Below are 24546 nucleotides of genomic sequence, written 5' to 3'. Positions count from 1 at the left end.
TGGTCTAGCTGCCGGGATTGTCCCAGCCCTGCCATTTGAGGCGATAGTACTGGACCAGCGCGCTCTGGCTGATGCTGTCGCTGAGGATAGTGAAGAAGCGGCTGGCGTTCACGGGCTCCAGCGGGCGCTTCGGCTTGCAATACTTCACGCCGTGGAACGGATTACGCGGCTTCTGCTGCTGCGGCGGCGTTTGTTGCGCGGGCGGCTGAGCGTAGTTTGGCGTCGAGTTGTCGACCTGCGGCTCGTTGAGCAGGCTGCTCGGGCGCACCAGCGTGATATCCGGCGGCAGGTTATAGACCATCTGCTGCAGCACCCGCACCGTCGTCGGATGCGGATGGCCAATGGCTATCGCCGAACCGTTACGCCGCGCCAGGGCGATGGCGCGGTTGAACTGAGTGCGGATATCGGCTTCATTCTGCGTATCGTCCAGAAACACCTTACGCTTAATCACCTTCACCCCGGTGCCCTGCGCGGCGCGCATGGCCTGGGTATTGCCGATGGTCACGCTGTCGAGAAAATAGAGATTGTAGCGCTCCAGGGCCTGCATCACCTTCTGCATGCCAAACAGGTTGGAAGTCATCGCGCTGCCCATATGGTTATTCAGCCCGACGGCGTAGGGGACTTTGCCATAGGCCTCGCGGATGATGCGCTCGATCTCCTCGCTGCTCATTTCGGGACGCAGGGTGTCTTTTTCCAGCGGCTGTTTGCTGAGCGGCGCCATCGGCAGGTGGATGAGCACTTCATGGCCCAGATTATGCGCTTTCGTGGCCATTTCCCGGGCGTGCGGCGCGTTCGGCAGCACGGCGACGGAGATAGTGGACGGCAGCGCCAGCACCTGATTTTCGGTCTGCGGGCGGTAGCCAAAATCGTCAATAACGATGGAGAGTTTGCCAGCGAACGCTGGCGCCGCCAGAGCCAGCGAACCGGCTACGGCAAGAGCAATTGCGCGAAATTGAAGCAAAACTTATCTTCCCAACCACGGCTGTGGATTGACCGCCTGACCCTGGCGGCGAATTTCGAAATAGAGCGACGGACGGCCCTGACCGCCGCTGCTGCCTACGAGCGCGATAGGCTGACCGGCACGCACCTGCGTACCGACGCTGACCAGCGCGCTTTGGTTATAGCCATACAGGCTCATGTCGCCTTTGCCATGCTCGACCACCACCACCAGACCATAGCCCTGCAGCCAGTCGGCCAGAATGACCCGACCATCGGCAATCGCTCTGACTTCGGTGCCTTCAGACGCGGCGATAACCATCCCTTTCCAACGTAGTTCACCTTGCAGCTGTTCGCCATATCGATGAAGGAGCGGACCGCGAACCGGCCAGAACGCCTGACCGCGCGGCGAGCCCAGCCCACCGGTGCGTGACATCAGCGAACGCTCGCTTTCCGTTGGTTTATAGGTGGTGCCTTTGCGCGATGCTTCCTGCTGGCGGTCGCGCACCGCCTGCGCATCGCGAGCTTCCCGATCGGCACGGGCTTTGGCGGCAGCCTCCGCCTGGGCGATACGACCGCGTAGGCGCGATTCGTTAGCCCGCAATTCACTTAACTGTTGCTGACCCCGCTGAATGGAGGACTCCAGGCCGGAAAGGGTCTTTTTCCGTTCGTTACGCGCCTGCTCCAGCTTCGCCTGCTGGGCTTTTTGCTCGTAGACCAGCGTCTGCTGCTGGCTCTGCTTCTCTTCGAGCATCGACTTTTGCACCGCCATCTCTTCGCGCGTTTTCTTCAGTTCCGCGATGGTTTCCTGGCGGGCCTGGTTGAAATAGCTGAAATAGACCTGCATCCGCTGATTGCGCTGACCCTCTTCACCGCTCAGCACCATCTGGATGCCGGTATGCGGCCCCTGGCGGAACGCCGCGTCAAGCTGCGCGGCGAGGTTACGCTCCTGAGACGCGCGCTGGCGCTCCAGCTTCGCGAGAGAAGCGTTCATCTCGTCAATCTGCTTATTGAGCTGGTTCAGGCTGTCCTGGGTTTCGCGCAGTTTGCGGGCCGCGGCGGCGATCGCCTCTTCCTGCGCTTTGAGCTGGGCGAGCAGGCTTGCGCGCTGCTGCTGCTGTTGCTTAATCGCCCGCTGCCTGGCGGCGATGTCGGCCTGGATGGACTTTAGCTGATCGCGATCGTCGGCGTGCGCAGATGACGCGCACAGTAATACGCCAGCGCTGAGCGCGCTGGCGTAAAGGACGGATCGAACTGCCGTTGCGATCCATGTAGTTGAATACGTCGCCTTTCCCCTCATGGGGAAGGATTATTCCACGATGAACAGCGGCTTGCCAGTCATCTCTTGCGGGATTTCCATTCCCATCAGCGACAGCATGGTCGGGGCGATGTCGGAAAGTTTGCCGCCATTGACCGCTTTGACCGCTTTGTTACCGACGTAGATCAGCGGAACCGGCAGGTTAGTGTGGGCGGTGTGCGCCTGACCGGTGGCCGGGTCGCGCATCTGTTCGGCGTTACCGTGGTCGGCGGTGATCAGCAGCTGGCCGCCAACGGATTCCACCGCCTGCGCCACCTGATCGATACAGTGATCCAGCGCTTCAACGGCTTTCACTGCCGCTTCCATCACGCCGGTATGGCCAACCATATCGCCGTTCGGGTAGTTACAGATGATAGTGTCGTACTGGCCGCCTTTGATGGCCGCGACCAGTTTTTCGGTCAGCTCGGCGGAGCTCATTTCCGGCTGCAGATCGTAGGTCGCCACTTTCGGCGAGTTAATCAGAATCCGCTCTTCGCCTTTGAACGGCTCTTCTACGCCGCCGTTGAAGAAGAAGGTGACGTGGGCGTATTTCTCGGTTTCGGAGATGCGCAGCTGGGTTTTATCGTGCTTCGCCATCCACTCGCCGAAGGTATTGGCCAGCGAGGCGGGCGGGTAGGCGCAGGCCACTTTGATGTCGGCGGCATATTCGGTGAGCATCACGAAGTCGAGGTTAACCACTTTCTTACGCGCAAAGCCGTCGAAGTCGGCGTTGACGAAGGCGCGGGTGATTTCGCGTGCGCGGTCAGCACGGAAGTTCATGAAGATCAGCGCATCGCCATCTTCCATCGCGGCGTCGGCCTGGCCGGCGGCGCGGATCACGGTCGCTTTCACGAACTCGTCGTTTTCGTCACGGGCGTAGGCAGCCTGCAGGCCGGCGACGGCGGTATCGGCCTGGAATTCGCCTTTCGCCAGCGTCATCAGATCGTAAGCCTGCTCAACGCGATCCCAGCGGTTATCGCGGTCCATGGCGTAGTAGCGGCCAATGAGCGACGCGATGCGGCCCTTGCCCAGCGCGGCAAATTTGGCTTCGAATTTTGCCAGCGTTTTTTCCGCGCTGCGCGGTGGGGTGTCACGACCGTCGAGGAAAGCGTGCAGGTAGATCTTCTCTGCGCCGCGCTCTGCCGCCAGCTCCACCATCGCCATGATGTGATCTTCATGGCTGTGAACGCCGCCCGGCGACATCAGACCCATGATATGTACCGCTTTACCCGCGGCAACCGCTTTATCGACCGCGGCGGTCAGTACCGGGTTGGCGAAGAAGGTGCGCTCTTTAATTTCCACATCGAGACGGGTCAGGTCCTGATAGACGATACGACCGGCGCCCAGGTTGACGTGGCCCACTTCGGAGTTCCCCATCTGACGGTCCGGCAGGCCAACTTCCAGGCCGGATGCATCGATCAGGGTATGCGGACGTTTGGCCCACAGGGCGTCCATTACCGGCGTTTTAGCGCTGTAAATGGCGTTATCCTGTTGGTCTTCGCGATAGCCGTAGCCATCCAGAATCACCAGTACCATAGGTTTTTTAGTAACCGACATTGCGACAACCTCATGCTCAAAGACAGAAATTTTGCGTAATTTTACTACAGCTGAATCGTTTAAATCCCCGTGAAAGATCAAAGAAAGGGAGCGGCCGGGCCGCGGCGCGTCAGCGAGAACGGCTTTTTTTCGCCGCCGCCCGCAGAAAATACATTACATCGCGCTCACTGGCTGTAATTGCCGCAAGGCACAGGTATACTCCTTTCCTGGTTTTTTTCTCACTTAGTCGGGAGTTGTAACCCCCCATGCAAGAAATTATGCAATTCATCGGCCGTCACCCTGTTCTGAGCATCGCGTGGATCGCGCTGCTGGGGGCGGTGCTGTTCACCACCTTCAAGGGCCTGATGTCGAAAGTTAAAGTCATCACCCGTGGTGAAGCGACGCGTCTTATCAATAAAGAAGACGCGGTGGTGGTCGACCTGCGTCAGCGTGACGATTTCCGTAAAGGCCATATTGCCGGCGCCATCAACCTGCTGCCCAGCGATATCAAAGCGAATAACGTCGGCGAGTTGGAAAAACACAAATCGCAACCCATTATTGTGGTAGACGGTTCCGGCATGCAGGCGCAAGAGCCAGCCAGCGCGCTGAACAAAGCCGGGTTTGAAAAAGTCTTTGTACTGAAAGAGGGCATTGCTGGCTGGAGCGGCGAAAACCTCCCTCTGGTACGCGGCAAATAACTTACCTCGCGTGGTGATGCCGCCGCGTTTTCCCCTTCGCGCCTGACGTGAGGGGAACACAGGCTGCGGCGTAAAACCCTCAGGGTAATAACAGGAGTGAAGTCATGGCCAATATTGAGATCTACACCAAAGCGACCTGCCCGTTCTGCATCCGCGCGAAAGCGCTGCTGAACAGCAAAGGCGTAACGTTCCATGAGTTGCCGATCGATGGCGATGCCGCGAAGCGTGAGGAGATGATCCAGCGCAGCGGACGGACGACGGTTCCGCAGATTTTTATTGATGCGCAGCACATTGGCGGCTGTGACGACTTGTATGCGCTTGATTCACGTGGTGGACTTGATCCCCTCTTGCGCTAATTTTTGCGCGCTTTCCCTGCCGGAAGCGCGTATTTAAGGACAACACGAAAGGGTTTTACTATGTCAGAACAAAACAGCACCGAAATGACCTTCCAGATCCAGCGTATCTATACTAAAGATATCTCTTTTGAAGCGCCGAACGCGCCGCAAGTTTTCCAGAAAGACTGGCAGCCGGAAGTTAAACTTGATCTGGATACCGCCTCCACCCAACTGGCTGAAGGCGTTTATGAAGTGGTGCTGCGTGTAACCGTGACCGCCGCGCTGGGCGAAGAGACCGCGTTCCTCTGCGAAGTACAGCAGGGCGGTATTTTCTCCATCGACGGCATCGAAGGCACCCAGATGGCGCACTGCCTTGGCGCATACTGCCCGAACATTCTGTTCCCGTACGCGCGCGAGTGCATCACCAGCCTGGTTTCCCGCGGTACCTTCCCGCAACTTAACCTTGCGCCAGTGAACTTCGATGCGCTGTTTATGAACTATCTGCAGCAGCAGGCTGGCGAAGGTGCAGAACAACATCAGGATGCCTGATGAACGCACTTAATGCTGCAATGACTGTGATCGGTGCCGGCTCTTACGGCACCGCTCTTGCCATCACCCTGGCAAGAAATGGCCACCACGTTGTGCTCTGGGGCCATGACCCGAAACATATCGCGACGCTGCAACACGATCGCTGCAACGCCGCGTTCCTTCCCGATGTGCCTTTCCCGGATACGCTGCATCTTGAAAGCGACCTGGCCACCGCCCTGGCCGCCAGCCGCGATATTCTGGTGGTGGTGCCAAGCCATGTGTTTGGTCAGGTGTTACGCCAGATTAAACCGCTGATGCGTCCTGACGCGCGTCTGGTATGGGCGACCAAAGGCCTCGAGGCCGAAACCGGTCGTCTGCTGCAGGACGTGGCGCGTGAAGCGCTGGGCGATGATATCCCGCTGGCGGTGATCTCCGGGCCAACCTTCGCCAAAGAGCTGGCCGCCGGCCTGCCGACGGCGATTTCGCTGGCGGCGACGGATCCGCAGTTTGCCGAGGATCTGCAGCACCTGCTGCACTGCGGCAAGAGCTTCCGCGTCTACATCAATCCGGACTTTATCGGCGTCCAGCTCGGCGGCGCGGTGAAAAACGTCATCGCCATCGGAGCGGGGATGTCGGACGGCATCGGCTTCGGCGCCAATGCGCGGACTGCGCTGATTACCCGTGGCCTGGTGGAAATGTCTCGCCTTGGCGCGGCGCTGGGCGCCGACCCGGAAACCTTTATGGGCATGGCCGGTCTCGGTGACCTGGTGCTCACCTGCACTGACAACCAGTCCCGTAACCGTCGCTTCGGCATGATGCTCGGCCAGGGGATGGACGTGCAAAGCGCCCAGGAAAAGATTGGCCAGGTGGTTGAAGGCTACCGCAATACCAAGGAAGTTCGCGTTCTGGCACAGCGTTTAGGTGTCGAAATGCCAATAACCGAGGAAATTTATCAGGTATTGTATTGCGGAAAAATTGCGCGCGAGGCAGCATTGACCTTATTGGGTCGCGCCCGCAAGGACGAGCGCAGCAGCAATTAGCTTTCCTTTGTCACCTGAATGACCCTGCCAGCGCAGAACTGGCAGGTCATTACCATATCGCCTGGAGTATGCAATGCCGTGTGAAGAACTGGATATCGTCTGGAATAATATTAAAGCCGAAGCCCGGGCTCTGGCGGACTGTGAGCCAATGCTCGCCAGTTTTTACCACGCAACGCTACTCAAGCATGAAAATCTGGGCAGCGCGCTGAGCTATATGCTGGCCAACAAGCTGGCTTCCCCGATTATGCCGGCTATCGCCATTCGCGAAGTGGTGGAAGAAGCCTACGCCGCCGACCCGGAAATGATCGCCTCGGCGGCCTGCGATATTCAGGCGGTGCGCACGCGTGACCCGGCGGTGGATAAATACTCGACGCCGTTGCTCTATCTGAAGGGTTTCCATGCCCTGCAGGCCTATCGTATCGGCCACTGGCTGTGGACTCAGGGCCGGCGTGCGCTGGCGATTTTCCTGCAAAACCAGGTGTCCGTCTCTTTCCAGGTGGATATCCACCCGGCGGCGAAAATCGGCCGCGGGATTATGCTCGACCACGCCACCGGTATTGTGGTTGGCGAAACGGCGGTGATTGAGGATGACGTCTCTATACTGCAGTCGGTCACCCTCGGCGGTACCGGTAAAACCAGCGGCGACCGTCACCCGAAAATTCGCGAAGGCGTGATGATTGGCGCCGGGGCGAAAATCCTCGGCAATATCGAAGTCGGGCGTGGGGCGAAGATTGGCGCCGGTTCGGTGGTATTGCAGCCGGTTCCGCCGCACACCACCGCCGCAGGCGTGCCGGCGCGTATCGTCGGCAAGCCGGAGAGCGACAAGCCGGCGATGGATATGGATCAGCATTTCAACGGCATCCACCACACTTTCGAGTACGGCGACGGGATTTAACGTCTTGCCCGGTGGCGCTGCGCTTACCGGGCCTACGGTCTCTCCCCGCCAGCATGTCGCCCGGATAAGGCGCGGTGCGCCGCCATCCGGGAAGGGGTCAGTTAGCTGCGCAGCACGGCGCCTGGATACCCCAGCTGCCGCCAGGCCTCGTACACCACCACCGACACCGCGTTTGACAGGTTCATGCTGCGGCTGTCCGGCATCATCGGAATCCGAATTTTCTGCTCCGGCGGCAGGGCATCAAGGATGCTGGCCGGCAGACCGCGGGTTTCCGGACCAAACATCAAGAAATCGCCATCCTGATAGCTCACCGCGCTGTGCGCCGGCGTACCTTTGGTGGTCAGGGCGAACAGACGCTGCGGCTGCGCACTGGCGATAAACGCCGCGTAATCGGCGTGGCGCTGCACGGCGGTGAACTCGTGATAGTCCAGTCCGGCGCGTCTCAGGCGCTTATCGTCCCAGGTGAATCCCATGGGCTCAATGATATGCAGACTGAAGCCCGTGTTGGCGCACAGGCGGATAATATTCCCGGTGTTCGGCGGGATCTCTGGTTCGAATAACACGATGTTCAGCATACTGCCCCCTTAATTGCGGGGGGCAGAATAGCAGATATTTGGTCAACCCTCACCCCGCCCCTCTCCCTGAGGGTGAGGGCCGGGGGAGAGCAAAACGGCGCAGCTTATGCCGCGTTATGCTGCTTCAGCGCATCGAAGGTCTGCAGCGCCTCCGCGTTCTGCACCAGCGAATCACGGCTAATGTCCGCGATGGTTTTTGCGCCGGTCAGGGTCATCGCCACCTTCATCTCTTTCTCGATCAGATTCAGCAGATTCGCCACCCCCTGCTTGCCATGGGTCGCCAGGGCGTACAGGTAAGCGCGGCCCAGCAGTACGCTGTCGGCGCCCAGGGCGATCATTCGCACGACGTCGAGACCGTTGCGGATGCCGCTGTCGGCGAGAATGGTAATGTCGCCTTTCACCGCGTCGGCAATCGCCGGCAGGGCGCGGGCGGAGGAGAGCACGCCGTCAAGCTGGCGGCCGCCGTGGTTGGAGACCACAATGCCGTCGGCGCCGAAGCGCACCGCGTCGCGGGCGTCCTCCGGGTCGAGGATCCCTTTGATCACCATCGGTCCGTCCCAGAAATCACGGATCCACTCGAGGTCTTTCCATGAAATCGACGGATCGAAGTTATTCGCCAGCCAGCCGATGTAATCCTCCAGGCCGGTCGGCTGGCCAAGATAGGCGGAGATATTCCCCAGATCGTGCGGACGGCCGTTGAGGCCAACGTCCCATGCCCACTGCGGATGGGTGACCGCCTGCCAGTAGCGGCGCAGGGCGGCGTTCGGGCCGCTCATGCCGGAATGGGCGTCGCGGTAGCGGGCGCCGGGAGTCGGCATATCGACGGTAAAGACCAGTGTTGAACAACCCGCCGCCTTCGCGCGCTCCAGCGCATTACGCATAAAGCCGCGGTCGCGCAGAACATACAGCTGGAACCACATTGGCCGCTTGATGGTCGGGGCGACCTCTTCGATCGGACAGACGGAAACGGTGGAGAGGGTAAACGGAATGCCTTTGTCATCCGCTGCGCCAGCGGCCTGCACTTCGCCGCGGCGGGCGTACATTCCGCACAGCCCCACCGGCGCCAGCGCCGTCGGCATCGCCAGCTTCTCGTTGAAGAGGGTGGTCTCGAGGCTCAGGTCCGACATATTGCGCAGAATACGCTGGCGCAGCGCCACGTCGGAAAGGTCCTCGACGTTGCGGCGCAGGGTATGTTCGGCGTAAGCCCCGCCGTCGATATAGTGGAACAGGAACGGCGGCAGGATACGCTGGGCGGCGGCGCGATAGTCGCTGGCGGCGGAAATAATCATCACGAATTCTCCCTGGAATTATCAATAGCATCGCCGGGCAGGCGGGTAATTCGCGCCTGGCGGGCCTGGTCTTCATCAAAACGTTTAATGGTGGCGTGGACAAAACCTAAGTGGGCCATCATCGCCTGGCGCGCCGCCTCGGCGTCGCCGGCGACAATCGCCTCCATGACGGCCTGGTGCTGTTCGGTCAGGCGGGCAAAAACCGGCGGCACCAGATACATCCGCTGACGGCTCTGCTTGACGGAGGAGTGCAGCAGGTCGAAAAAGCCGCGCATGGTTTGCAGGAGCACCACGTTATGCGAGGCTTCGGCGATGGCCAGATGAAAGCGGACGTCCGCCTGCGAGGCGATATCCGGGTCTTCGCTCTGGGTCGCTTCAAAGCACAGGCGAATTTTTTCTTTATCGGCGTCGGTGGCCCGCATCGCCGCGTGCCACGCGGTGCTGGCTTCGATGGCGTGGCGGGCCTCGAGGATGTCGAAGCTGTAGTCAGGGTCATCGGCCAGCAGCGTCTTCAGCGGCTGGACGATGTTTTGCTCCGACCACGGCTCATGCTGAAAGCGGACGAAAGTGCCGCCGCCGCGACGGCTCAGCAGCACCCCTTCATTGACCAGCATCGCCAGCGCTTCGCGCAGGGAATTGCGCGAGACGCCGAGCTGAGCGGCGAGCTGGCGCTCGGCGGGCAGTCGCATGCCCGCCTCCAGCTGTTGTTCTTCAATCAGCGCCCGGACGCGACGCGCCACGTCGTCGGCCAGGCGTTTAGGCATCACTATCACGGTATCATCCAGGTTAAAACGTAGGCCTGCAGCGTAGTGATCAGACCCACCATGCAGGTGAAGATCAGGCTGTGTTTGACGGTAAAGCGGAACAGATCCGACTCTTTACCCACCAGGCCTACCGCGGCGCAGGCGATGGCGATCGACTGCGGGGAAATCATCTTGCCGGTGACGCCGCCGGTGGTATTGGCCGCGACCAGCAGGATATCGGAGACGCCAATCTGCTGCGCCGCCGTTGCCTGCAGCGCGGCGAACAGGGCGTTAGACGAGGTGTCCGAACCGGTCAGGAATACCCCCAGCCAGCCCAGGAACGGCGAGAAGAAAGTAAACGCGTGGCCGGTATGGGCCAGCGCCAGGGCCAGGGTCGACGACAGCCCGGAGTAGTTGGAGATAAAGGCGAACGCCAGCACCATGCCGATAGAGTAGATCGGCAGCGCCAGGTCCTTCAGCGTTCCGGCGAAGGTGGTCAGCGCGTCTTTCGGCTTCATGCGCAGCCAGACGATGGACAGCAGGGCGGCGAACAGAATGGCGGTGCCGGTTGCCGACAGCCAGTCAAACTTATAGATGGCGGCGTAAGGCGTCGCGGCGCTGACCACCGGCGGCATGCGGGCGACCATTTTGTCGAGGAACGGCACCGAAATATTGATGACGAAGTCATACATCGCGCCGCCCGGTGCGAACAGCGCTTTGAACGGCGGCACGCTCCACAGGGTCACGGTGGCGGTCAGGAACAGGAACGGCGACCAGGCGCGGATCACTTGTCCCGCGGTGTAGCGCGTGCGGGCCAGCGTCATATCCACCTGCGAGGCGCCGATATCGCCAAAGCGGAAGATGCGCACCGGCTGCCAGCGTTTGAGGAACAGGGTCAGGCAGACCAGGGAGACCAGCGATGAGATGATGTCCGGCAGCTCCGGGCCAAGGAAGTTAGAGCTGAGGTACTGGGCGATAGCGAACGAGCCGCCTGCGACCATCACCGCCGGCCAGGTCTCTTTGATGCCCCGCCAGCCGTCCATAATCGCCATGATCCAGAACAGCACGATAATGGTCAGGAACGGCAGCTGGCGACCCACCATCTGGCCGATGGCGAAGCTGTCGATACCGGTCACCTGACCGGCTACCAGGATCGGGATGCCCATCGCGCCGAAGGCCACCGGCGCGGTGTTGACGATCAGGCACAGGCCTGCGGCATACAGCGGGTTAAACCCGAGGCCGACCAGCAGCGCCGCGGTAATCGCCACCGGCGCGCCAAATCCCGCCGCCCCTTCGAGAAAGGCGCCGAACGAGAAGCCGACGATCAGCATCTGCAGGCGCTGGTCAGGCGTAATCGACAGGATCGACGAGCGGATAATGTCGAACTGTCCGGTCTTCACCGAGATTTTATAGACGAAGACTGCGGCAATAATAATCCAGGCGATGGGCCACAGTCCGTAGAAGAAGCCATACACCACCGAGGCCAGGGCGCGGTCCACCGGCATTTTATAGAACAGCAATGCGACGGCCAGGGCGATCGCAACGGTCCAGGTAGCGGCGAGATAGCCTTTCAGTTTGAGCTTTATCAGCGCAAAAAAGAAAAACAGAATCGGTAGCGATGCGATAAGACTGGATAACCAGATATTACCGGCGGGATCGTAGTTTTGTTGCCAGAGATTCATGCAGGGTCTCCATCGGGCCGCCAGGACGGGTGGGCTGAGTCTGCGCTCTTTGCCGACCCGTCGTAGGTAAAATTGGCCCGGCCAATTAGGGATAGCAGGGTTGATGACAACGAATGGTTAACCAGATGTTACTCTTAGGCAACGGGTTTGTGATGTATTTTGATGGATTTGTGAACTGCCGGGGGTAGATAAAATTATTGGTTGGACCAATCGGCCGGGCAGGGAACGAAAAAGGGGGGGGAAGGACAGAATAACCCTCTCCGAACGGAGAGGGCTGGGGATCAGAATTCGCTGCGGGCGAAACCGGTCATCTCTTTCAGGCCCATTTCCCGGCCCAGGGCGGTCATCGGATGGACGACCACCAGGCCGCGGACGCTTTTCTTCAGCTTACCCATATCGGCCTGCTCTTTTTTGGTAATCGCGCGGCGGAACGGCAGGCTCATCAGCTTCTGCGCCTCTTTGCTCAGCTTCTGGCTCTGGACGGAACGCAGACGTTCAATCTCCGTTTCCAGAGTGGCTTTTTCTTTCTCCAGCTCCGCGTATTTATCGGCAGCTTCCACCAGCGACAGCTCGGCCTGCTGGTGGCGGATGGCGTCGAGACGATCGCTCAGACGTTTGATTTCATTCTTTTCGACTTCTTTCATGGTGATTTGATCTGTTAATAAAGGGGCTTCATTCGCCTATAGTATGTGCCGTGACCGCTATTGTTGATAGCTATTTATCAAAAATTCGCCGTTTATCGCCGTCAGAATACAATACCTTAATCTGCTAATAATTTGAATTTTATAATTATTCCTTCCGATACCCGCGCTAATTTCATTTCTGTGAAGCCTGTCGGCAGATAAGCACGTTTTCCTTAACCCACGCCGGTGAATTGGCTAATGCTTAATCAGATTATTCCCAAAAGGAGGACGTGATGGCAAAGATCGGCGACGGCGTACCACGTTTAATCGACAAAGCGGTTGATTTTATGGCTTCCAGTCAGGCGTTTATGGAGTATTTGAAAAAGTCTCCGCGGCTGCAGCATGTACCGCGAGATATCCCTCAGGATAAGGAAGCGTTGTTTCTGCAGCGTCTGGAATATTATCGTCAGCTTTACCGGCCGACCTGCGACCAGACGGCGCCGGAATCAGAGCGTTGATTTCTGGAAGGCTTTTTTTAAGCTGATTCGTGAAATCAGCTCAGTCAGGGACAACACCATCGTTGAACGCACCATCTGCTGGTAACGCAGTTTCTGCATTGCCAGCAGTTCGGCGTCGCTGTCATCAAACTGCGGCGTTGGCGGCAGGGCGGCGACGCAGTGCAGTTCGCCGAACGGACCGATAATTTCGTCGTCGGTAAAGCTGTACTCATTGCCGTCGTGATTAAGCTCTTCGCGCAGGGCCATCAGCAGCTCGGCGTCTTCATATTCGGCACGACTTATCACCCCAAGGCCATAAATCAGCTTCAGGCGTACTGAGAGATCGCCGAGCGGCCCGCTGCCCTCCAGCAAGGGCTCGACGGCGTATTTCACCGCGTAGTCGTCTTTACGGAACACCTGAAGCACCAGAATATTGACCGCTTCCGTTAACAGCTCGACGGTGGCGATCAGGAAGCTTCGTACGGTTTTGCCAGCATTCAGACGCTCAAGCACACGGTTTTCAAATGCTTGTGTTTCTTCCATCATTGCCTGCATATCTGACAGGAGTCGTAATGGGCGCGACGTCGGCCGCGCCAGGTTGTGCATCATTTTACCGCGTTATAGTCGTTAACGGCCTCCGCGACGACATCGCTTGCCGCGTCAAGGCCGGAAATCTGCGCCAGCGCGGCCTGCGGCCCTTTGTCGGCGATCAGTGTCGCCAGCTCCTGCGCCTGCGGATCGTCTTCGCTACGGAAATGCATCGCCGCCGCAATCCCTTTCACCAGATTGCGGTGCGGCAGGCCGTATTCCAGCGTACCCAGCAGCGGCTTAATTAAACGGTCGCCGGCGCTCAGTTTGCGCAGCGGCTGACGGCCTACGCGCTCGACATCGTCTTTCAGGTACGGGTTCTCGAAACGGCCAAGAATTTTCTGGATGTAAGCCGCGTGCTTCTGCGGGTCAAAGGCGTAGCGTTTGATCAGCACCGCGCCGCTCTCCTCCATCGCGCCCTGCACGACGGCCCGAATTTTCTCGTCGAGGATCGCGTCGCGAATCGTCTGGTGGCCCGCCAGTTTTCCGAGGTAGGCGGTTATAGCATGCCCGGTGTTCAAGGTGAAGAGCTTGCGTTCGACAAATGCCATCAGGTTATCAGTTAATTCCATTCCCGGGATGGTCGGCAGTTCGCCCTTGAACTGGGTTTTATCGACGATCCATTCGCTGAAGGTTTCCACGGTGACTTCCAGCGGGTCATGGGTAGCGGACGCCGATGGCGGCACAATACGGTCAACGGCGGAGTCGACGAAGCCGATATGGGTTTCCACCCAGGCCTTATCTTCCTCCGCCAGGGCGTTAAATACGTGGCCTTTTAACTGCGTGGTGCCGCGCACCATGTTTTCGCAGGCGATAATGTTCAGCGGGCGTTCGGTGCCCTGCGCCTTGCGCTTCGCCAGCCCTTTGGCGATGGCCGGGGCGATGCGCTCAAGAACGACGGGACCGACGGCGGTGGTCACCAGGTCGACGCTGGCGATCAACTCCACTACCTCGTCGCCAATGCTGCTGACGGCATTCACGCCGGAGACGGTATCCACCTGCTCATTTTCGCCAACGACGTGAACCTGGTAGCTATGACGGGCATTCAGGGCATCAAGTACGGTCTGATTGACATCGGCAAACGTCAGGTCGATGCCCGCGTCGGCCAGCAGTTTACCGATAAAGCCACGTCCGATATTACCTGCGCCAAAATGTAATGCTTTCATAGTATTAACCTTCAATTAATGTTTTTACCTGAGAGGGCTGGGGTGAGGCTTTTTCCCTCACCCCAACCCTCTCCCAAAGGAGAGGGTTGGATAGCGCTGATTATTTATTCAGCAGCGCCAGTACGTCGTCGACGCTGGTGGTTTTCGCCAGGCGCTCAATCACCGTTTCGTCATCCAGCGCATTGGTCAGGCTGGTAATCACCTGAATGTGCTCGTTGTTGCGGGCGGCGATGCCGATCACCAGGCGGGCAACATCGTCTTCATCTTCCCCAAAGCGCACCCCTTCCGGGTACTGGCAGAAGACGACGCCGGTTTTCAGCACGCGGTCTTTCGCTTCGATGGTGCCGTGCGGCACCGCGATGGACTCGCCGAGATAGGTCGAGGTCAGTTTTTCGCGGTCCAGCATCGCCTGCACATATTCCGGCTCGACGTAGCCGCCTTTCACCAGCTGCTCGCCGGCGAAGCGAATGGCTTCTTCTTTGGTGGCCGCTTTGCGACCGAGGAAGATGTTATCCGCACCCAGCTTGAACAGGTTTTTGTCCGTATCATCAAAGCTGTCTTTCAGGCTATCGGTGACTTTAACTTCGTTGTCGATGTGGCGCTGGGCCGCCACCAGACGCTCGGTCAGGCTGGTGTACAGACCGCTGTCGAGGAAGTTGGTCAGCGAAATATGCTGCGCCTGCGGTACCTGGCGCATGGCGCGCTCGGTCAGGTCGCGGTGGGTGATCACCAGGTCAACATCCGGCGGCAGGTTATTGATGGCGCTGTTGGTGACCGAGATGTTGCTCAGGCCGGCATCCTGCACTTTCTTGCGCAGTACCCCGGCGCCCATGGCGCTGGAGCCCATCCCGGCGTCGCAGGCGACGATGATTTTACGCACATGGCTCAGGTCGTTGGTGACATTGCCAGCCGCCAGCGGGTTGGCGCCTTTGGATTCCGCTTTCATGTCATGCATACGACGGGTCGCGGCTTCGATATCGTCTTCTTCTTTGACTTTGCTGGTCTTGAGCAGAACCGCAGAGACGACGAAGGAGACCGCCATCGCGGCGATAATGGCTGCGATGTTCGCGAAGTAGGCCCCTTTCGGCGTCATCGCCAGCACCGCCAGGATAGAGCCCGGGGAAGCCGGAGAGACCAGACCGCCGTTGAGGATGGTCAGGGTGAAGACACCGGTCATCCCGCCGAGGATAACGGCCAGGATCAGACGTGGGTTCATCAGCACGTACGGGAAGTAGATTTCATGGATACCCCCCAGGAAGTGGATGATAGCCGCCCCGCCTGCAGACTGTTTAGCGCTGCCGCGGCCAAAGAACATGTACGCCAGCAGAACGCCCATCCCCGGACCCGGGTTAGCTTCAATCAGGAAGAAGATGGATTTACCCAGCTCGTGGGACTGCTGAATACCCAGCGGCGAGAAGATACCGTGGTTGATGGCGTTATTGAGGAACAGGATTTTTGCCGGTTCCACGAAGATAGACGCCAGCGGCAGCATGTCGTGCGCCACCATGAAGTTAACGCCAGCCGCCAGAATTTTCGACAGAACTTCTACCGCCGGGCCGATGCCGAGGAAGGCGAGAATGGCGAGGATCATCCCGATGATGCCGGCGGAGAAGTTATTCACCAGCATTTCAAAACCGGATTTGATCTTACCGTCTACCCAGTTATCGAATTTCTTGATGCAGTAGCCGCCCAGCGGGCCGGCGATCATGGAGCCGAGGAACATCGGCATATCCGCGCCGACGATAACGCCCATGGTGGTGATCGCCCCGACCACGCCGCCACGTTCGCCGCCGACTAATTTACCGCCGGTGTAACCGATCAGCAGCGGCAGCAGGTAGGTGATCATCGGACCGACCAGCTTCGCCAGCGTTTCGTTTGGCAACCACCCTGTCGGAATGAAAAGCGCGGTGATGATACCCCACGCGATAAACGCGCCGATATTCGGCATCACCATATTGCTGAGAAAACGACCAAAGCTTTGCACTTTGATCTTGATATCGGATGACATAAAACACCCCTTCTTCTGTTTTGCGTATCGCGCAGGCTAAAAGCCCGAGGTTTGTTGTTAATGTGGCGGCAGAGGTAGCCGGGCCCTGATTGATAGTGCGAAATCTGGCACTGAATCGTTTAGCTGTCCAGCCAGCGCCCTTAAGTGTGAGTTAGATCACATGAATATAGGGGGCGGAGCGGGTTTTGTAGTGATTGCGATCACATAATAGCTGTGTAAAAAAACAACAGACCGCCGTTTTTGCCGCTAATCTGCGTTTTTGTGTGATATTTGTCACAATTTTGTTTCGTGTTTTTGTTGTTTGTTTGTGATTTTGATCACAAAGAATTTCACGGTGGATTTTTACCGCTGTGATCTCGGCCCGGTTTTGCGGCCAGGGCGAGGCGGCGCTGTAACTAAGCAACCATGTTTGTTAAATAACTTTTTTCCGCCGGATGGCAAAAATGAAAGGGGTGAATTATGCTCAAATCAGCGGTCCGGATATCAGTGGGCCGTGATTAAAATTCATATAAATTATTAGCGTAAAGCCGAGGGAATTATGTTTCTCAATTATTTTGCGCTGGGCGTTCTGATCTTCGTTTTTCTGGTCATTTTTTATGGAATTATCATTATTCACGATATTCCTTATTTGATTGCCAAAAAACGCAACCACCCCCATTCCGATGCTATTCATGTCGCCGGATGGGTCAGTCTTTTTACTCTCCACGTCATCTGGCCGTTTTTATGGATATGGGCCACGCTGTACCAGCCTGAGCGCGGTTGGGGCATGCAGCATAAGGCGAATACGGATCCCGACGAACCTGAAAAAGAGACGGATATACAACAGCTTCGCCAACGACTGAGCGACCTTGAACATCAGGTGGCGGCCATCCAGCGGCCACAGTCCACCGCTGCGGCGGAGAAATAAACTATGGATCTGTTGATCATTTTGACCTACGTGGCCATCGCCTGGTCGATATTTAAAATCTTCAAAATACCGGTTAATAAATGGACGGTTCCCACCGCGGCGCTGGGGGGCGTATTTATTGTTAGCGCGCTTATTTTATTAATGAACTATAACCACCCTTACACCTTTCTGGCGCAAAAGGCGGTAATATCTATTCCTATTACGCCGCAGGTGACCGGGGTCGTCAGCAGCGTCACCGACAAAGCGAATCAGCGCGTCGAAAAGGGCGAGGTGTTATTTACCATTGACCCGGCGCGCTACCAGGCGCGGGTCGATCGCCTGCAGGCCGACCTGGTGACAGCGCTGCACAGTATTAACACCCTCAAGGCGCAGCTCTCTGAAGCCCAGGCCAACACCACCCGCGTGTCGGCGGAACGCGATCGCTTATACAAGGACTATCAGCGCTACCTGAAAGGGAGCCAGGCGCGGGTGAATCCGTTCTCGGAAAGCGACATCGATAACGCCAGGCAGAATTATCTGGCCCAGGACGCGCTGGTCAAGGCGTCGGTGGCGGAGCAGGCGCAGATCCAGAGCCAGCTGGATAGCATGATCAACGGCGAACAGTCGCAAGTGGCCAGCCTGCGCGCCCAGCTGGCGGAGGCGAAATATAATCTCGATCAGACCACCGTGCGGGCGCCCAGCGATGGGTATATCACTCAGGTGTTGATCCGTCCGGGGACCTACGCCGCCTCGCTGCCGCTACGGCCGGTGATGGTGTTTATCCCCGAGCAAAAACGGCTGATCGTCGCCCAGTTCAGGCAAAATTCGCTGTTAAGGCTGGAGAAGGGCGACGACGCGGAAGCGGTGTTTAATGCCCTGCCCGGACAGGTGTTCCACGGTAAACTGGTGAGCATTTTACCGGTGGTGCCCGGGGGGACCTATCAGGCGCAGGGGGCGTTGCAGTCGCTGACCGTAACGCCGGGCAGCGATGGCGTGCTGGCGACCATCGAGCTCGATCCGAATGCCGAAATTGATGCGCTACCCGATGGCATCTACGCTCAGGTGGCGGTCTACTCCGACCATTTCGCCCACGTTTCGGTGATGCGTAAAGTGCTGCTGCGCATGACCAGCTGGATGCACTACCTCTATCTCGACCATTAATGCGATCGGCGGCAGGTTGAGCGGGATGCTCACCTGCCTTTTACCTCGCCCTGAGCCATACTCATATCTTTGTTGGCGATAAGGAGCAGGCTATGAAACTGATCGGCAGCTACACCAGTCCCTTTGTGCGCAAAATATCGGTGATCCTGCTGGAAAAGCGCATCCCTTTTGAGTTTGTCAACGAATCCCCCTACAGCGAAAGCAACGGCGTGGCGCGCTATAACCCGCTGGGCAAGGTGCCGGCGCTGGTGACGGATGACGGCGAATGCTGGTTTGACTCCCCGGTTATCGCCCAGTATCTCGAGCTGCTGGGCGTGGCGCCGCCGATGATCCCCGCCGATCCCAGAGCCGCTCTCAGGATGCGCCAGCTAGAGGCGCTGGCGGATGGGGTGATGGAGGCCGCCCAGGCGCTGGTGCGCGAAAAGGCTCGCCCCGCGGCCCAACAGTCAGAGCAAGAGCTGCTCCGTCAGCGGGAGAAAGTGGCGCGCGGCCTCGACAGGCTGGAAGCCTGTGCGGCGGACGGGACGCTGCGCGGCGACGAGGTCAATCTGGCGACCATCTCCACGGCCTGCGCCATCGCCTATCTGAACTTTCGCCGGGTGGCGCCGGGCTGGTGCGCCACCCGGCCTCAACTGGTGAAGCTGGTGGATGCGCTGTTCCAGCGCGCCAGCTTTGCGCGCACCGAACCGCCGCGGACTTGACCCAGACAGGTAACAGTTTGCGCAAGGAGGCGTTACAATCGCCGCTGATTGTTGACTCCCTCTCCCGTCGGGAGGGGGGAAAATAACTTACCGCCAGGCCCATTGATGACTACCGAAATTCGTGCGCTTTATACCCGGCTTCCGGCCATTGACCGCTTACTCCGCGACCCCGCTTTTTCCTCCCTGCTGACGCAGCACGGCCATTCGCAGGTGGTGACGCAACTGCGCCAGATGCTGGACGAGGCGCGGGAACAGATCCGCCAGTGTCAGACACTGCCTGACTGGAGCCATGACTGGCTGAGCGCCTGCGCGCAGCGGCTGACCGCCAGAAGGCAGAGCGCCCTGCGTCCGGTGTTTAATCTCACCGGTACGGTGCTGCACACCAATCTCGGGCGCGCCATCCAGGCTGAGGCGGCGGTGGAGGCGGTCGCCAGCGCGATGCGCGCGCCGGTGACACTCGAATATGATCTCGACGACGCCGGGCGTGGCCATCGCGATCGCGCCATTGCCGATCTGCTGTGCCAGATCACCGGCGCGGAAGATGCCTGTATCGTGAACAACAACGCGGCGGCCGTTCTGCTGATGCTGGCGGCTACCGCCAGCGGCAGGGAGGTGGTGGTCTCCCGCGGCGAGCTGGTGGAGATCGGCGGGGCGTTCCGCATCCCCGACGTGATGCGCCAGGCGGGTTGTCAGCTGCACGAAGTGGGCACCACCAACCGCACCCATGCCAAAGACTATCGCCAGGCGGTGAATGACAATACCGCCCTGCTGATGAAGGTCCACACCAGCAACTACAGCATTGAAGGCTTTACCAAAGCCGTCGACGAAGCGGAGCTGGCGGTCATCGGCCGCGAGCTGGACGTCCCGGTGGTGGCCGACCTGGGGAGCGGGTCGCTGGTGGATCTCAGTCAGTATGGCCTGCCCAAGGAGCCGATGCCGCAGGAGATGATCGCCGCCGGGGTGAGCCTGGTCAGTTTCTCCGGCGACAAACTGCTTGGCGGCCCGCAGGCCGGAATTATCGTCGGCAAACGCGCGCTGATTGCCCGCCTGCAAAGCCATCCGCTGAAGCGGGCCCTGCGCGCGGATAAAATGACCCTCGCGGCGCTGGAAGCCACGCTGCGCCTCTATCAGCATCCGGAAGCGCTGCGGGACACCTTACCGACGCTGCGCCTGCTCACCCGCCCGGCGGACGAAATCCGCCGGCAGGCCGAACGTCTGCAGCCTGCCCTGGCGGCACACTATGCTGATTTTGCCGTCAACGTGGCAGCCTGCCAGTCGCAGATTGGCAGCGGCTCGTTACCTGTCGACCGTCTGCCTGGCGCGGCGTTGACCTTTACCCCGCATGACGGCCGCGGCAGCCGGCTGGAGGCGCTGGCGGCCCGCTGGCGCGCGCTGCCGTGCCCGGTGATTGGCCGCATTTATGACGGTCGGCTCTGGCTGGACCTGCGCTGTCTGGAAGATGAAACCCGGTTTATGGAGATGTTGTTACGATGATTATTGCCACCGCTGGACATGTTGACCACGGCAAAACGACGCTGCTGCAGGCGATAACCGGCGTAAATGCCGATCGTCTGCCGGAAGAGAAAGCGCGGGGAATGACGATCGATCTCGGCTATGCCTACTGGCCGCAGCCGGACGGGCGGGTGCTGGGATTTATTGACGTGCCCGGGCACGAAAAGTTTTTGTCCAACATGCTGGCGGGGGTGGGAGGGATCGACCATGCGCTGCTGGTGGTGGCCTGCGATGACGGCGTGATGGCGCAAACCCGCGAACACCTGGCGATCCTGCAGCTGACCGGAAAGCCGACGCTGACGGTAGCGCTCACCAAGACGGACCGCGTGGCGGCCGCCAGGGTGGCGGAGGTTCAGGCGGAGGTCGAGCAGACCCTGCGCGAACTGGGCTTTGACGCCGCCGCTTTCTTCCCCACCGCGGCGGTGGATAACATCGGTATTGCCGAACTGCGCAGCCATCTGCTGCAGCTTGCGGAGCGCCCCCATCCACAGCAGCGGCGTTTTCGCCTGGCGCTGGATCGCGCCTTTACCGTCAAAGGGGCGGGGCTGGTGGTCACCGGGACGGCGCTCTCCGGCGAAGTTCGGGTCGGGGATACTTTGTGGCTCACCGGCGTCAACACGCCGATGCGCGTCCGCGGCCTGCATGCCCAGAATCAAGCGGTTGAGCAGGCGCACGCCGGGCAGCGCATTGCGCTGAATATTGTCGGCGATGCGCAGAAAGAGGCATTGCACCGCGGCGACTGGCTGCTCTCCTCACCGCCGCCGGAGCCTGCAGAGCGGGTGATTGTCGAACTGCAGTGCCATACGCCGCTCAGCCAGTGGCAGCCGCTGCATATTCACCACGCTGCCAGCCACATCACCGGCCGGGTGTCGCTCCTGGAGGGCGGCCTGGCGGAGCTGGTGCTGGATACTCCGCTGTGGCTGGCGGATAACGACCGGCTGGTGCTCCGCGATATCTCCGCTCGCTTGACGCTGGCCGGCGCACGGGTGGTGACGCTGGATCCCCCGCGCCGCGGCAAGCGTAAACCGGAGTATCTGCAGTGGCTGCACGCCCTGGCGGCGGTCGGCGCTGACGATGTACAGGCCCTGGAGCTGCATCTGCAGCGGGACGCCGTCCGGCTTGAGCGCTTCGCCTGGGCGCGGCAGCTGAGTGAAGCCGGAATGGCGGCCTTGATCCAGCGACCGGACTATCTGCAGGCCGGACAGCGCCTGCTTAGTGCGCCGCTTGCCGCCCGCTGGCAGCGAAAATTGCTGGATGCCCTGGCGCGCTACCATGAGCAGCATCGCGACGAGCCGGGCCCTGGCCGGGAGCGCCTGCGCCGCATTGCGCTGCCGATGGAAGAGGAAGCGCTGGTGCTGCTGCTGATTGAGCAGATGCGCGAGAGCGGATTAGTCCACAGCCATCACGGCTGGCTGCATCTGCCCGAGCATAAAGCCGGGTTTACCGACGAGCAGCAGGCGGTCTGGCGGAAGGTGGAGACCCTGTTCGGCGATGATCCCTGGTGGGTGCGCGATCTCGCGCGCGAAGTCCATGTTGAAGAGTCCCTGATGCGCGCGGTGCTGCGCCAGGCGGCGCAGCAGGGGATGATTACCGCGATCGTCAAAGATCGTTACTACCGCAACGATCGCATTGTGCAGTTCGCCCAGCGGGTGCGCGAGCTGGATCAGCTGCGCGGCTCAACCTGCGCGGCGGATTTTCGCGATACCTTAAACGTAGGGCGGAAGCTGGCGATCCAGATCCTCGAGTATTTCGATCGGATTGGCTACACCCGCCGTCGCGGCAACGATCATATCCTGCGCGATAAAGCATTGTTTCTTTAATCATTAACGCCTGTTCCCCGGCGGACAGCGAACGGTGTGTTGCCGGGGAAGAGGGGGCGCGTTGTGCCTGGCCTTATTCGGCTTCCCGAACCCAGATACGCATTTCGCCTTCTCCGCGGTTTGCCCAGCTAAACCAGGGAATAAAGGTCAACGTCTGTGAATGGGGGGTGGCCAGAGGGTGATCGTAGCTCCACAGCTTCTGCGCATCGGCGTTTTCTGCATGTTTTCTGTAGCCTGGGGCCTGAATCAACATTTTGTGAGCAAACAGCCCCTTTCCTTCAAACACCGTGAACCTGGCATCGCGTGGCAGCAGTAGGTTATGCAGCGCCTCACCGTTATCAGCTTGTTCAAGACAATAAACCAGTGGACCGCGTTGCAGCGCCACCTGGCCTGCCTGGTGGCGAACCAGCGGATTACCATATACCCGGCGAACCGGCATCGGCAACGTTAGCATCAGGGTGTCGCCTTCCTGCCAGAGATGTTGGATATGCAGATAGCCCTGGCGTATATCCTGCGTGACCGGCGCGCCGTTCAGGGTGAGCTGTGCCCCCTCGCACCAGTCCGGGAGACGCAGCGCCAGCGTATGGTTCAATGCTGACGGAGACTCGATGACAATTTTGACCTGTTCCTGCCAGGGATAGTCACCGCTGATACGCAGACGTAACGTCTTTTCTCCTACCGGGATCTCAGCCTGATTACCGACGTAGAGATTGATATACAACGCCTCTTCGCGTGGCGTATAGATATAATGTCCCAGCGAGGTCAGGAGACGAGCGATATTCGGTGGGCAACAGGCACAGCCGAACCAGCGCTGACGAACAGGCTTAACATGGTCATAAATATGATTGAATTTTAAAGCCTTGGGCTGCACTTCCAGTGGGTTGACGTAGAAGAAATGTTTACCGTCCAGCGCCATACCGCCCAGAACGGTATTGTAAAGTGCGCGCTCCATCACATCAGCATATTGGCTGTCGGCTTCCAGTTCCAGCATGCGGCGCGCGAACATCATCAGCCCGATAGAGGCGCAGCTTTCCGCATAAACGGTATCATTCGGCAGATCGTAATCGCTGCTGAAGGCTTCCCCGCTGCTCTGTGAGCCAATGCCGCCCGTAATATACAACTGACGCTGGACCATGTTTTTCCATAACCGCAGGCAGTCCTGGCGTTTGCCTTCGTTCTTGCTCAGGCGTGCAAGGTGCGCTACGCCAGTCATTAAATAAACAAAGCGAACCGCGTGACCCACAGCGGTGGTCTGTTCGGCAAGCGGCAAATGCGCCTGGCTGTAGGGTTTATCCATCACCATCCACGCCGGCCCATAGGTATTCCAGAAGGAAGTTTTGCCGCGTTTTTCATATTCGATGTCATAGAAATGCGGCTGTGTTCCACGCTGTTCAACGAAGTAATTAGCCAGCGCCATATAGCGTGGTTCCTGAGTCACATCGTACAAACGCATTAACGCCAGCTCTATTTCAGGGTGTCCCGGGTAGCCGTGCAGCTGATTGCCGTCCGGACCAAAGATGCTGTCGATATGATCGGCGAGGCGACATACCACCTCCAGCAGGCGGCGTTTACTGGTTGCCTGGAAGAATGCCACCCCAGCCTCAATCAAGTGACCGGCACAGTACAATTCATGGCATTCGGCGAGATTGGTCCAGCGTTCCCCGGGCGCTTTCACCGTAAAATAGGTGTTCAGATAACCATCTTCACATTGCGCGGCGGCAATCAGCTCAATCACCTCGTCGGCGGTTTTTTCCAGTTCCGCATCTGGCTTCTGACACAATGACCAGGCGACTGCCTCCAGCCATTTCGCCACATCGCTGTCCTGGAACACCATTCCGTAGAATTCCCCTGCCTGCTGACCTGCGGCGATACGGAAGTTTTCTATCGCATGGCTGGGTTCAGCCTCGGCGATCCGGTCATTGAGGGCCTCCCACTGATAGGGAATGACGACATCACGCACCAGTTGCTGATACTGACCCAGAAACGGATCGTTAACTTTCAGTTTGTGCAGATCGACTTCCATGATTTCT

23 protein-coding genes are annotated in these 24546 nt (G+C 59.2%); 11 read left to right on the top strand and 12 right to left on the bottom strand.

Annotation, left to right across the window (positions count from 1 at the left end):
* Positions 1-4 precede the first annotated feature (4 nt).
* Genes ABLV04_RS02940 through gpmM form a run of 3 tightly spaced genes read right to left on the bottom strand, consistent with a single transcriptional unit; the run spans position 5 to position 3790 of the window.
* Positions 5-961, bottom strand: coding sequence for a divergent polysaccharide deacetylase family protein (locus tag ABLV04_RS02940; protein ID WP_023291353.1), 957 nt, complete (start codon positions 959-961; stop codon positions 5-7).
* A 3-nt stretch (positions 962-964) separates the two neighbouring features.
* On the bottom strand, positions 965-2236 hold the full coding sequence (envC, locus tag ABLV04_RS02935) for a murein hydrolase activator EnvC (RefSeq protein WP_023291352.1): 1272 nt from the start codon (positions 2234-2236) through the stop codon (positions 965-967).
* 9 nt (positions 2237-2245) lie between these two features.
* Positions 2246-3790: a 2,3-bisphosphoglycerate-independent phosphoglycerate mutase gene (gene gpmM / locus ABLV04_RS02930; protein ID WP_023291351.1), complete on the bottom strand. Its 1545-nt coding sequence runs from the start codon at positions 3788-3790 to the stop codon at positions 2246-2248.
* A gap of 245 nt (positions 3791-4035) precedes the next feature.
* Here gpmM and ABLV04_RS02925 point away from each other — a divergent pair, with 245 nt between their 5' ends.
* The 5 genes from ABLV04_RS02925 (at position 4036) to cysE (ending at position 7265) form a co-directional block, all read left to right on the top strand.
* Positions 4036-4467, top strand: coding sequence for a rhodanese-like domain-containing protein (locus ABLV04_RS02925; protein ID WP_023291350.1), 432 nt, complete (start codon positions 4036-4038; stop codon positions 4465-4467).
* Positions 4468-4571: 104 nt separating this feature from the next.
* Positions 4572-4823: a glutaredoxin 3 gene (gene grxC, locus ABLV04_RS02920; RefSeq protein WP_002922429.1), complete on the top strand. Its 252-nt coding sequence runs from the start codon at positions 4572-4574 to the stop codon at positions 4821-4823.
* A gap of 60 nt (positions 4824-4883) precedes the next feature.
* Positions 4884-5351, top strand: coding sequence for a protein-export chaperone SecB (secB, locus tag ABLV04_RS02915; protein ID WP_002922428.1), 468 nt, complete (start codon positions 4884-4886; stop codon positions 5349-5351).
* A complete protein-coding gene (gpsA, locus tag ABLV04_RS02910) occupies positions 5351-6370 on the top strand; it encodes an NAD(P)H-dependent glycerol-3-phosphate dehydrogenase (RefSeq protein ID WP_004205045.1) in 1020 nt (339 codons plus the stop codon). Before secB ends, gpsA begins: the two co-directional genes overlap by 1 nt.
* Positions 6371-6443: 73 nt before the next feature.
* Positions 6444-7265 carry a serine O-acetyltransferase gene (cysE, locus tag ABLV04_RS02905; RefSeq protein WP_002922426.1) on the top strand — a complete coding sequence of 274 codons (822 nt, stop codon included), beginning with the start codon at positions 6444-6446 and terminating at the stop codon, positions 7263-7265.
* 101 nt (positions 7266-7366) lie between these two features.
* On the opposite strand, the gene trmL is transcribed toward cysE, so the two are convergent.
* From trmL to ABLV04_RS02880, 5 genes are all read right to left on the bottom strand, one after another.
* Positions 7367-7840: a tRNA (uridine(34)/cytosine(34)/5-carboxymethylaminomethyluridine(34)-2'-O)-methyltransferase TrmL gene (gene trmL, locus ABLV04_RS02900; RefSeq protein WP_023291348.1), complete on the bottom strand. Its 474-nt coding sequence runs from the start codon at positions 7838-7840 to the stop codon at positions 7367-7369.
* Between the two features lie 104 nt (positions 7841-7944).
* Positions 7945-9129, bottom strand: a complete 1185-nt coding sequence (lldD, locus tag ABLV04_RS02895) for an FMN-dependent L-lactate dehydrogenase LldD (protein ID WP_004205042.1) — start codon at positions 9127-9129, stop codon at positions 7945-7947.
* Complete coding sequence (lldR, locus tag ABLV04_RS02890) at positions 9129-9902, bottom strand: transcriptional regulator LldR (protein ID WP_004205041.1); 774 nt, start codon at positions 9900-9902, stop codon at positions 9129-9131. Before lldR ends, lldD begins: the two co-directional genes overlap by 1 nt.
* Positions 9899-11554 carry an L-lactate permease gene (lldP, locus tag ABLV04_RS02885; RefSeq protein WP_044525040.1) on the bottom strand — a complete coding sequence of 552 codons (1656 nt, stop codon included), beginning with the start codon at positions 11552-11554 and terminating at the stop codon, positions 9899-9901. Before lldP ends, lldR begins: the two co-directional genes overlap by 4 nt.
* 281 nt (positions 11555-11835) lie before the next feature.
* Positions 11836-12198, bottom strand: a complete 363-nt coding sequence (locus ABLV04_RS02880; protein ID WP_002922410.1) for a YibL family ribosome-associated protein — start codon at positions 12196-12198, stop codon at positions 11836-11838.
* 272 nt (positions 12199-12470) lie between these two features.
* Here ABLV04_RS02880 and ABLV04_RS02875 point away from each other — a divergent pair, with 272 nt between their 5' ends.
* Positions 12471-12695 (top strand): hypothetical protein, encoded by a 225-nt coding sequence (locus ABLV04_RS02875; protein ID WP_044525039.1) that lies wholly within the window; start codon positions 12471-12473, stop codon positions 12693-12695.
* Here the strand turns inward: ABLV04_RS02875 and mtlR are convergent.
* The 3 genes from mtlR to mtlA form a co-directional block, all read right to left on the bottom strand.
* Positions 12684-13280 carry a mannitol operon repressor MtlR gene (gene mtlR / locus ABLV04_RS02870; protein WP_002922401.1) on the bottom strand — a complete coding sequence of 199 codons (597 nt, stop codon included), beginning with the start codon at positions 13278-13280 and terminating at the stop codon, positions 12684-12686. The two genes, ABLV04_RS02875 and mtlR, sit on opposite strands and share 12 nt — an antisense overlap.
* Entirely contained in the window at positions 13280-14428 is a 1149-nt protein-coding gene (gene mtlD, locus ABLV04_RS02865) for a mannitol-1-phosphate 5-dehydrogenase (RefSeq protein ID WP_023291346.1), read from the bottom strand. Before mtlD ends, mtlR begins: the two co-directional genes overlap by 1 nt.
* A 100-nt stretch (positions 14429-14528) precedes the next feature.
* Complete coding sequence (mtlA, locus tag ABLV04_RS02860) at positions 14529-16436, bottom strand: PTS mannitol transporter subunit IICBA (protein ID WP_023291345.1); 1908 nt, start codon at positions 16434-16436, stop codon at positions 14529-14531.
* A gap of 538 nt (positions 16437-16974) precedes the next feature.
* Between mtlA and ABLV04_RS02855 the strand changes: the two genes are divergently transcribed.
* The 5 genes from ABLV04_RS02855 to selB all read left to right on the top strand — a co-directional run bounded on the left by ABLV04_RS02855 (position 16975) and on the right by selB (position 22516).
* A complete protein-coding gene (locus tag ABLV04_RS02855) occupies positions 16975-17343 on the top strand; it encodes a DUF3302 domain-containing protein (protein ID WP_032454354.1) in 369 nt (122 codons plus the stop codon).
* A 3-nt stretch (positions 17344-17346) separates the two neighbouring features.
* Complete coding sequence (locus tag ABLV04_RS02850; RefSeq protein ID WP_023291343.1) at positions 17347-18483, top strand: HlyD family secretion protein; 1137 nt, start codon at positions 17347-17349, stop codon at positions 18481-18483.
* 92 nt (positions 18484-18575) lie between these two features.
* Positions 18576-19184 (top strand): glutathione S-transferase, encoded by a 609-nt coding sequence (locus ABLV04_RS02845; RefSeq protein ID WP_004152043.1) that lies wholly within the window; start codon positions 18576-18578, stop codon positions 19182-19184.
* Positions 19185-19289: 105 nt separating this feature from the next.
* Entirely contained in the window at positions 19290-20678 is a 1389-nt protein-coding gene (gene selA / locus ABLV04_RS02840) for an L-seryl-tRNA(Sec) selenium transferase (protein WP_023291342.1), read from the top strand.
* Positions 20675-22516, top strand: a complete 1842-nt coding sequence (gene selB / locus ABLV04_RS02835) for a selenocysteine-specific translation elongation factor (RefSeq protein ID WP_135719390.1) — start codon at positions 20675-20677, stop codon at positions 22514-22516. Before selA ends, selB begins: the two co-directional genes overlap by 4 nt.
* A 73-nt stretch (positions 22517-22589) precedes the next feature.
* On the opposite strand, the gene ABLV04_RS02830 is transcribed toward selB, so the two are convergent.
* The gene (locus ABLV04_RS02830) at positions 22590-24539 is read right to left on the bottom strand and encodes a glycoside hydrolase family 127 protein (protein ID WP_180266199.1); all 1950 of its coding nucleotides are present in this window, start codon (positions 24537-24539) and stop codon (positions 22590-22592) included.
* Positions 24540-24546 lie beyond the last annotated feature (7 nt).

The sequence above is a fragment of the Klebsiella sp. JN_Kp127 genome, assembly GCF_040062505.1.
Taxonomy (GTDB): domain Bacteria; phylum Pseudomonadota; class Gammaproteobacteria; order Enterobacterales; family Enterobacteriaceae; genus Klebsiella; species Klebsiella quasipneumoniae.
The sequence above is the reverse complement of the archived record's forward strand: the minus strand, read 5'-3'. Positions and strand labels throughout refer to the sequence as shown.

Coding starts and splice junctions, on each gene's coding strand:
- selB (WP_135719390.1), top strand. CDS start 20,675: ATGATTATTGCCACCGCTGGACATGTTGACCACGGCAAAACGACGCTG.
- secB (WP_002922428.1), top strand. CDS start 4,884: ATGTCAGAACAAAACAGCACCGAAATGACCTTCCAGATCCAGCGTATC.
- cysE (WP_002922426.1), top strand. CDS start 6,444: ATGCCGTGTGAAGAACTGGATATCGTCTGGAATAATATTAAAGCCGAA.
- envC (WP_023291352.1), bottom strand. CDS start 2,236: ATGAGGGGAAAGGCGACGTATTCAACTACATGGATCGCAACGGCAGTT.
- gpsA (WP_004205045.1), top strand. CDS start 5,351: ATGAACGCACTTAATGCTGCAATGACTGTGATCGGTGCCGGCTCTTAC.
- mtlR (WP_002922401.1), bottom strand. CDS start 13,280: ATGCACAACCTGGCGCGGCCGACGTCGCGCCCATTACGACTCCTGTCA.
- lldP (WP_044525040.1), bottom strand. CDS start 11,554: ATGAATCTCTGGCAACAAAACTACGATCCCGCCGGTAATATCTGGTTA.
- mtlA (WP_023291345.1), bottom strand. CDS start 16,436: ATGTCATCCGATATCAAGATCAAAGTGCAAAGCTTTGGTCGTTTTCTC.
- ABLV04_RS02850 (WP_023291343.1), top strand. CDS start 17,347: ATGGATCTGTTGATCATTTTGACCTACGTGGCCATCGCCTGGTCGATA.
- trmL (WP_023291348.1), bottom strand. CDS start 7,840: ATGCTGAACATCGTGTTATTCGAACCAGAGATCCCGCCGAACACCGGG.
- ABLV04_RS02925 (WP_023291350.1), top strand. CDS start 4,036: ATGCAAGAAATTATGCAATTCATCGGCCGTCACCCTGTTCTGAGCATC.
- ABLV04_RS02875 (WP_044525039.1), top strand. CDS start 12,471: ATGGCAAAGATCGGCGACGGCGTACCACGTTTAATCGACAAAGCGGTT.
- ABLV04_RS02855 (WP_032454354.1), top strand. CDS start 16,975: ATGTTTCTCAATTATTTTGCGCTGGGCGTTCTGATCTTCGTTTTTCTG.
- grxC (WP_002922429.1), top strand. CDS start 4,572: ATGGCCAATATTGAGATCTACACCAAAGCGACCTGCCCGTTCTGCATC.
- ABLV04_RS02845 (WP_004152043.1), top strand. CDS start 18,576: ATGAAACTGATCGGCAGCTACACCAGTCCCTTTGTGCGCAAAATATCG.
- mtlD (WP_023291346.1), bottom strand. CDS start 14,428: ATGAAAGCATTACATTTTGGCGCAGGTAATATCGGACGTGGCTTTATC.
- gpmM (WP_023291351.1), bottom strand. CDS start 3,790: ATGTCGGTTACTAAAAAACCTATGGTACTGGTGATTCTGGATGGCTAC.
- ABLV04_RS02830 (WP_180266199.1), bottom strand. CDS start 24,539: ATGGAAGTCGATCTGCACAAACTGAAAGTTAACGATCCGTTTCTGGGT.
- ABLV04_RS02880 (WP_002922410.1), bottom strand. CDS start 12,198: ATGAAAGAAGTCGAAAAGAATGAAATCAAACGTCTGAGCGATCGTCTC.
- lldD (WP_004205042.1), bottom strand. CDS start 9,129: ATGATTATTTCCGCCGCCAGCGACTATCGCGCCGCCGCCCAGCGTATC.
- selA (WP_023291342.1), top strand. CDS start 19,290: ATGACTACCGAAATTCGTGCGCTTTATACCCGGCTTCCGGCCATTGAC.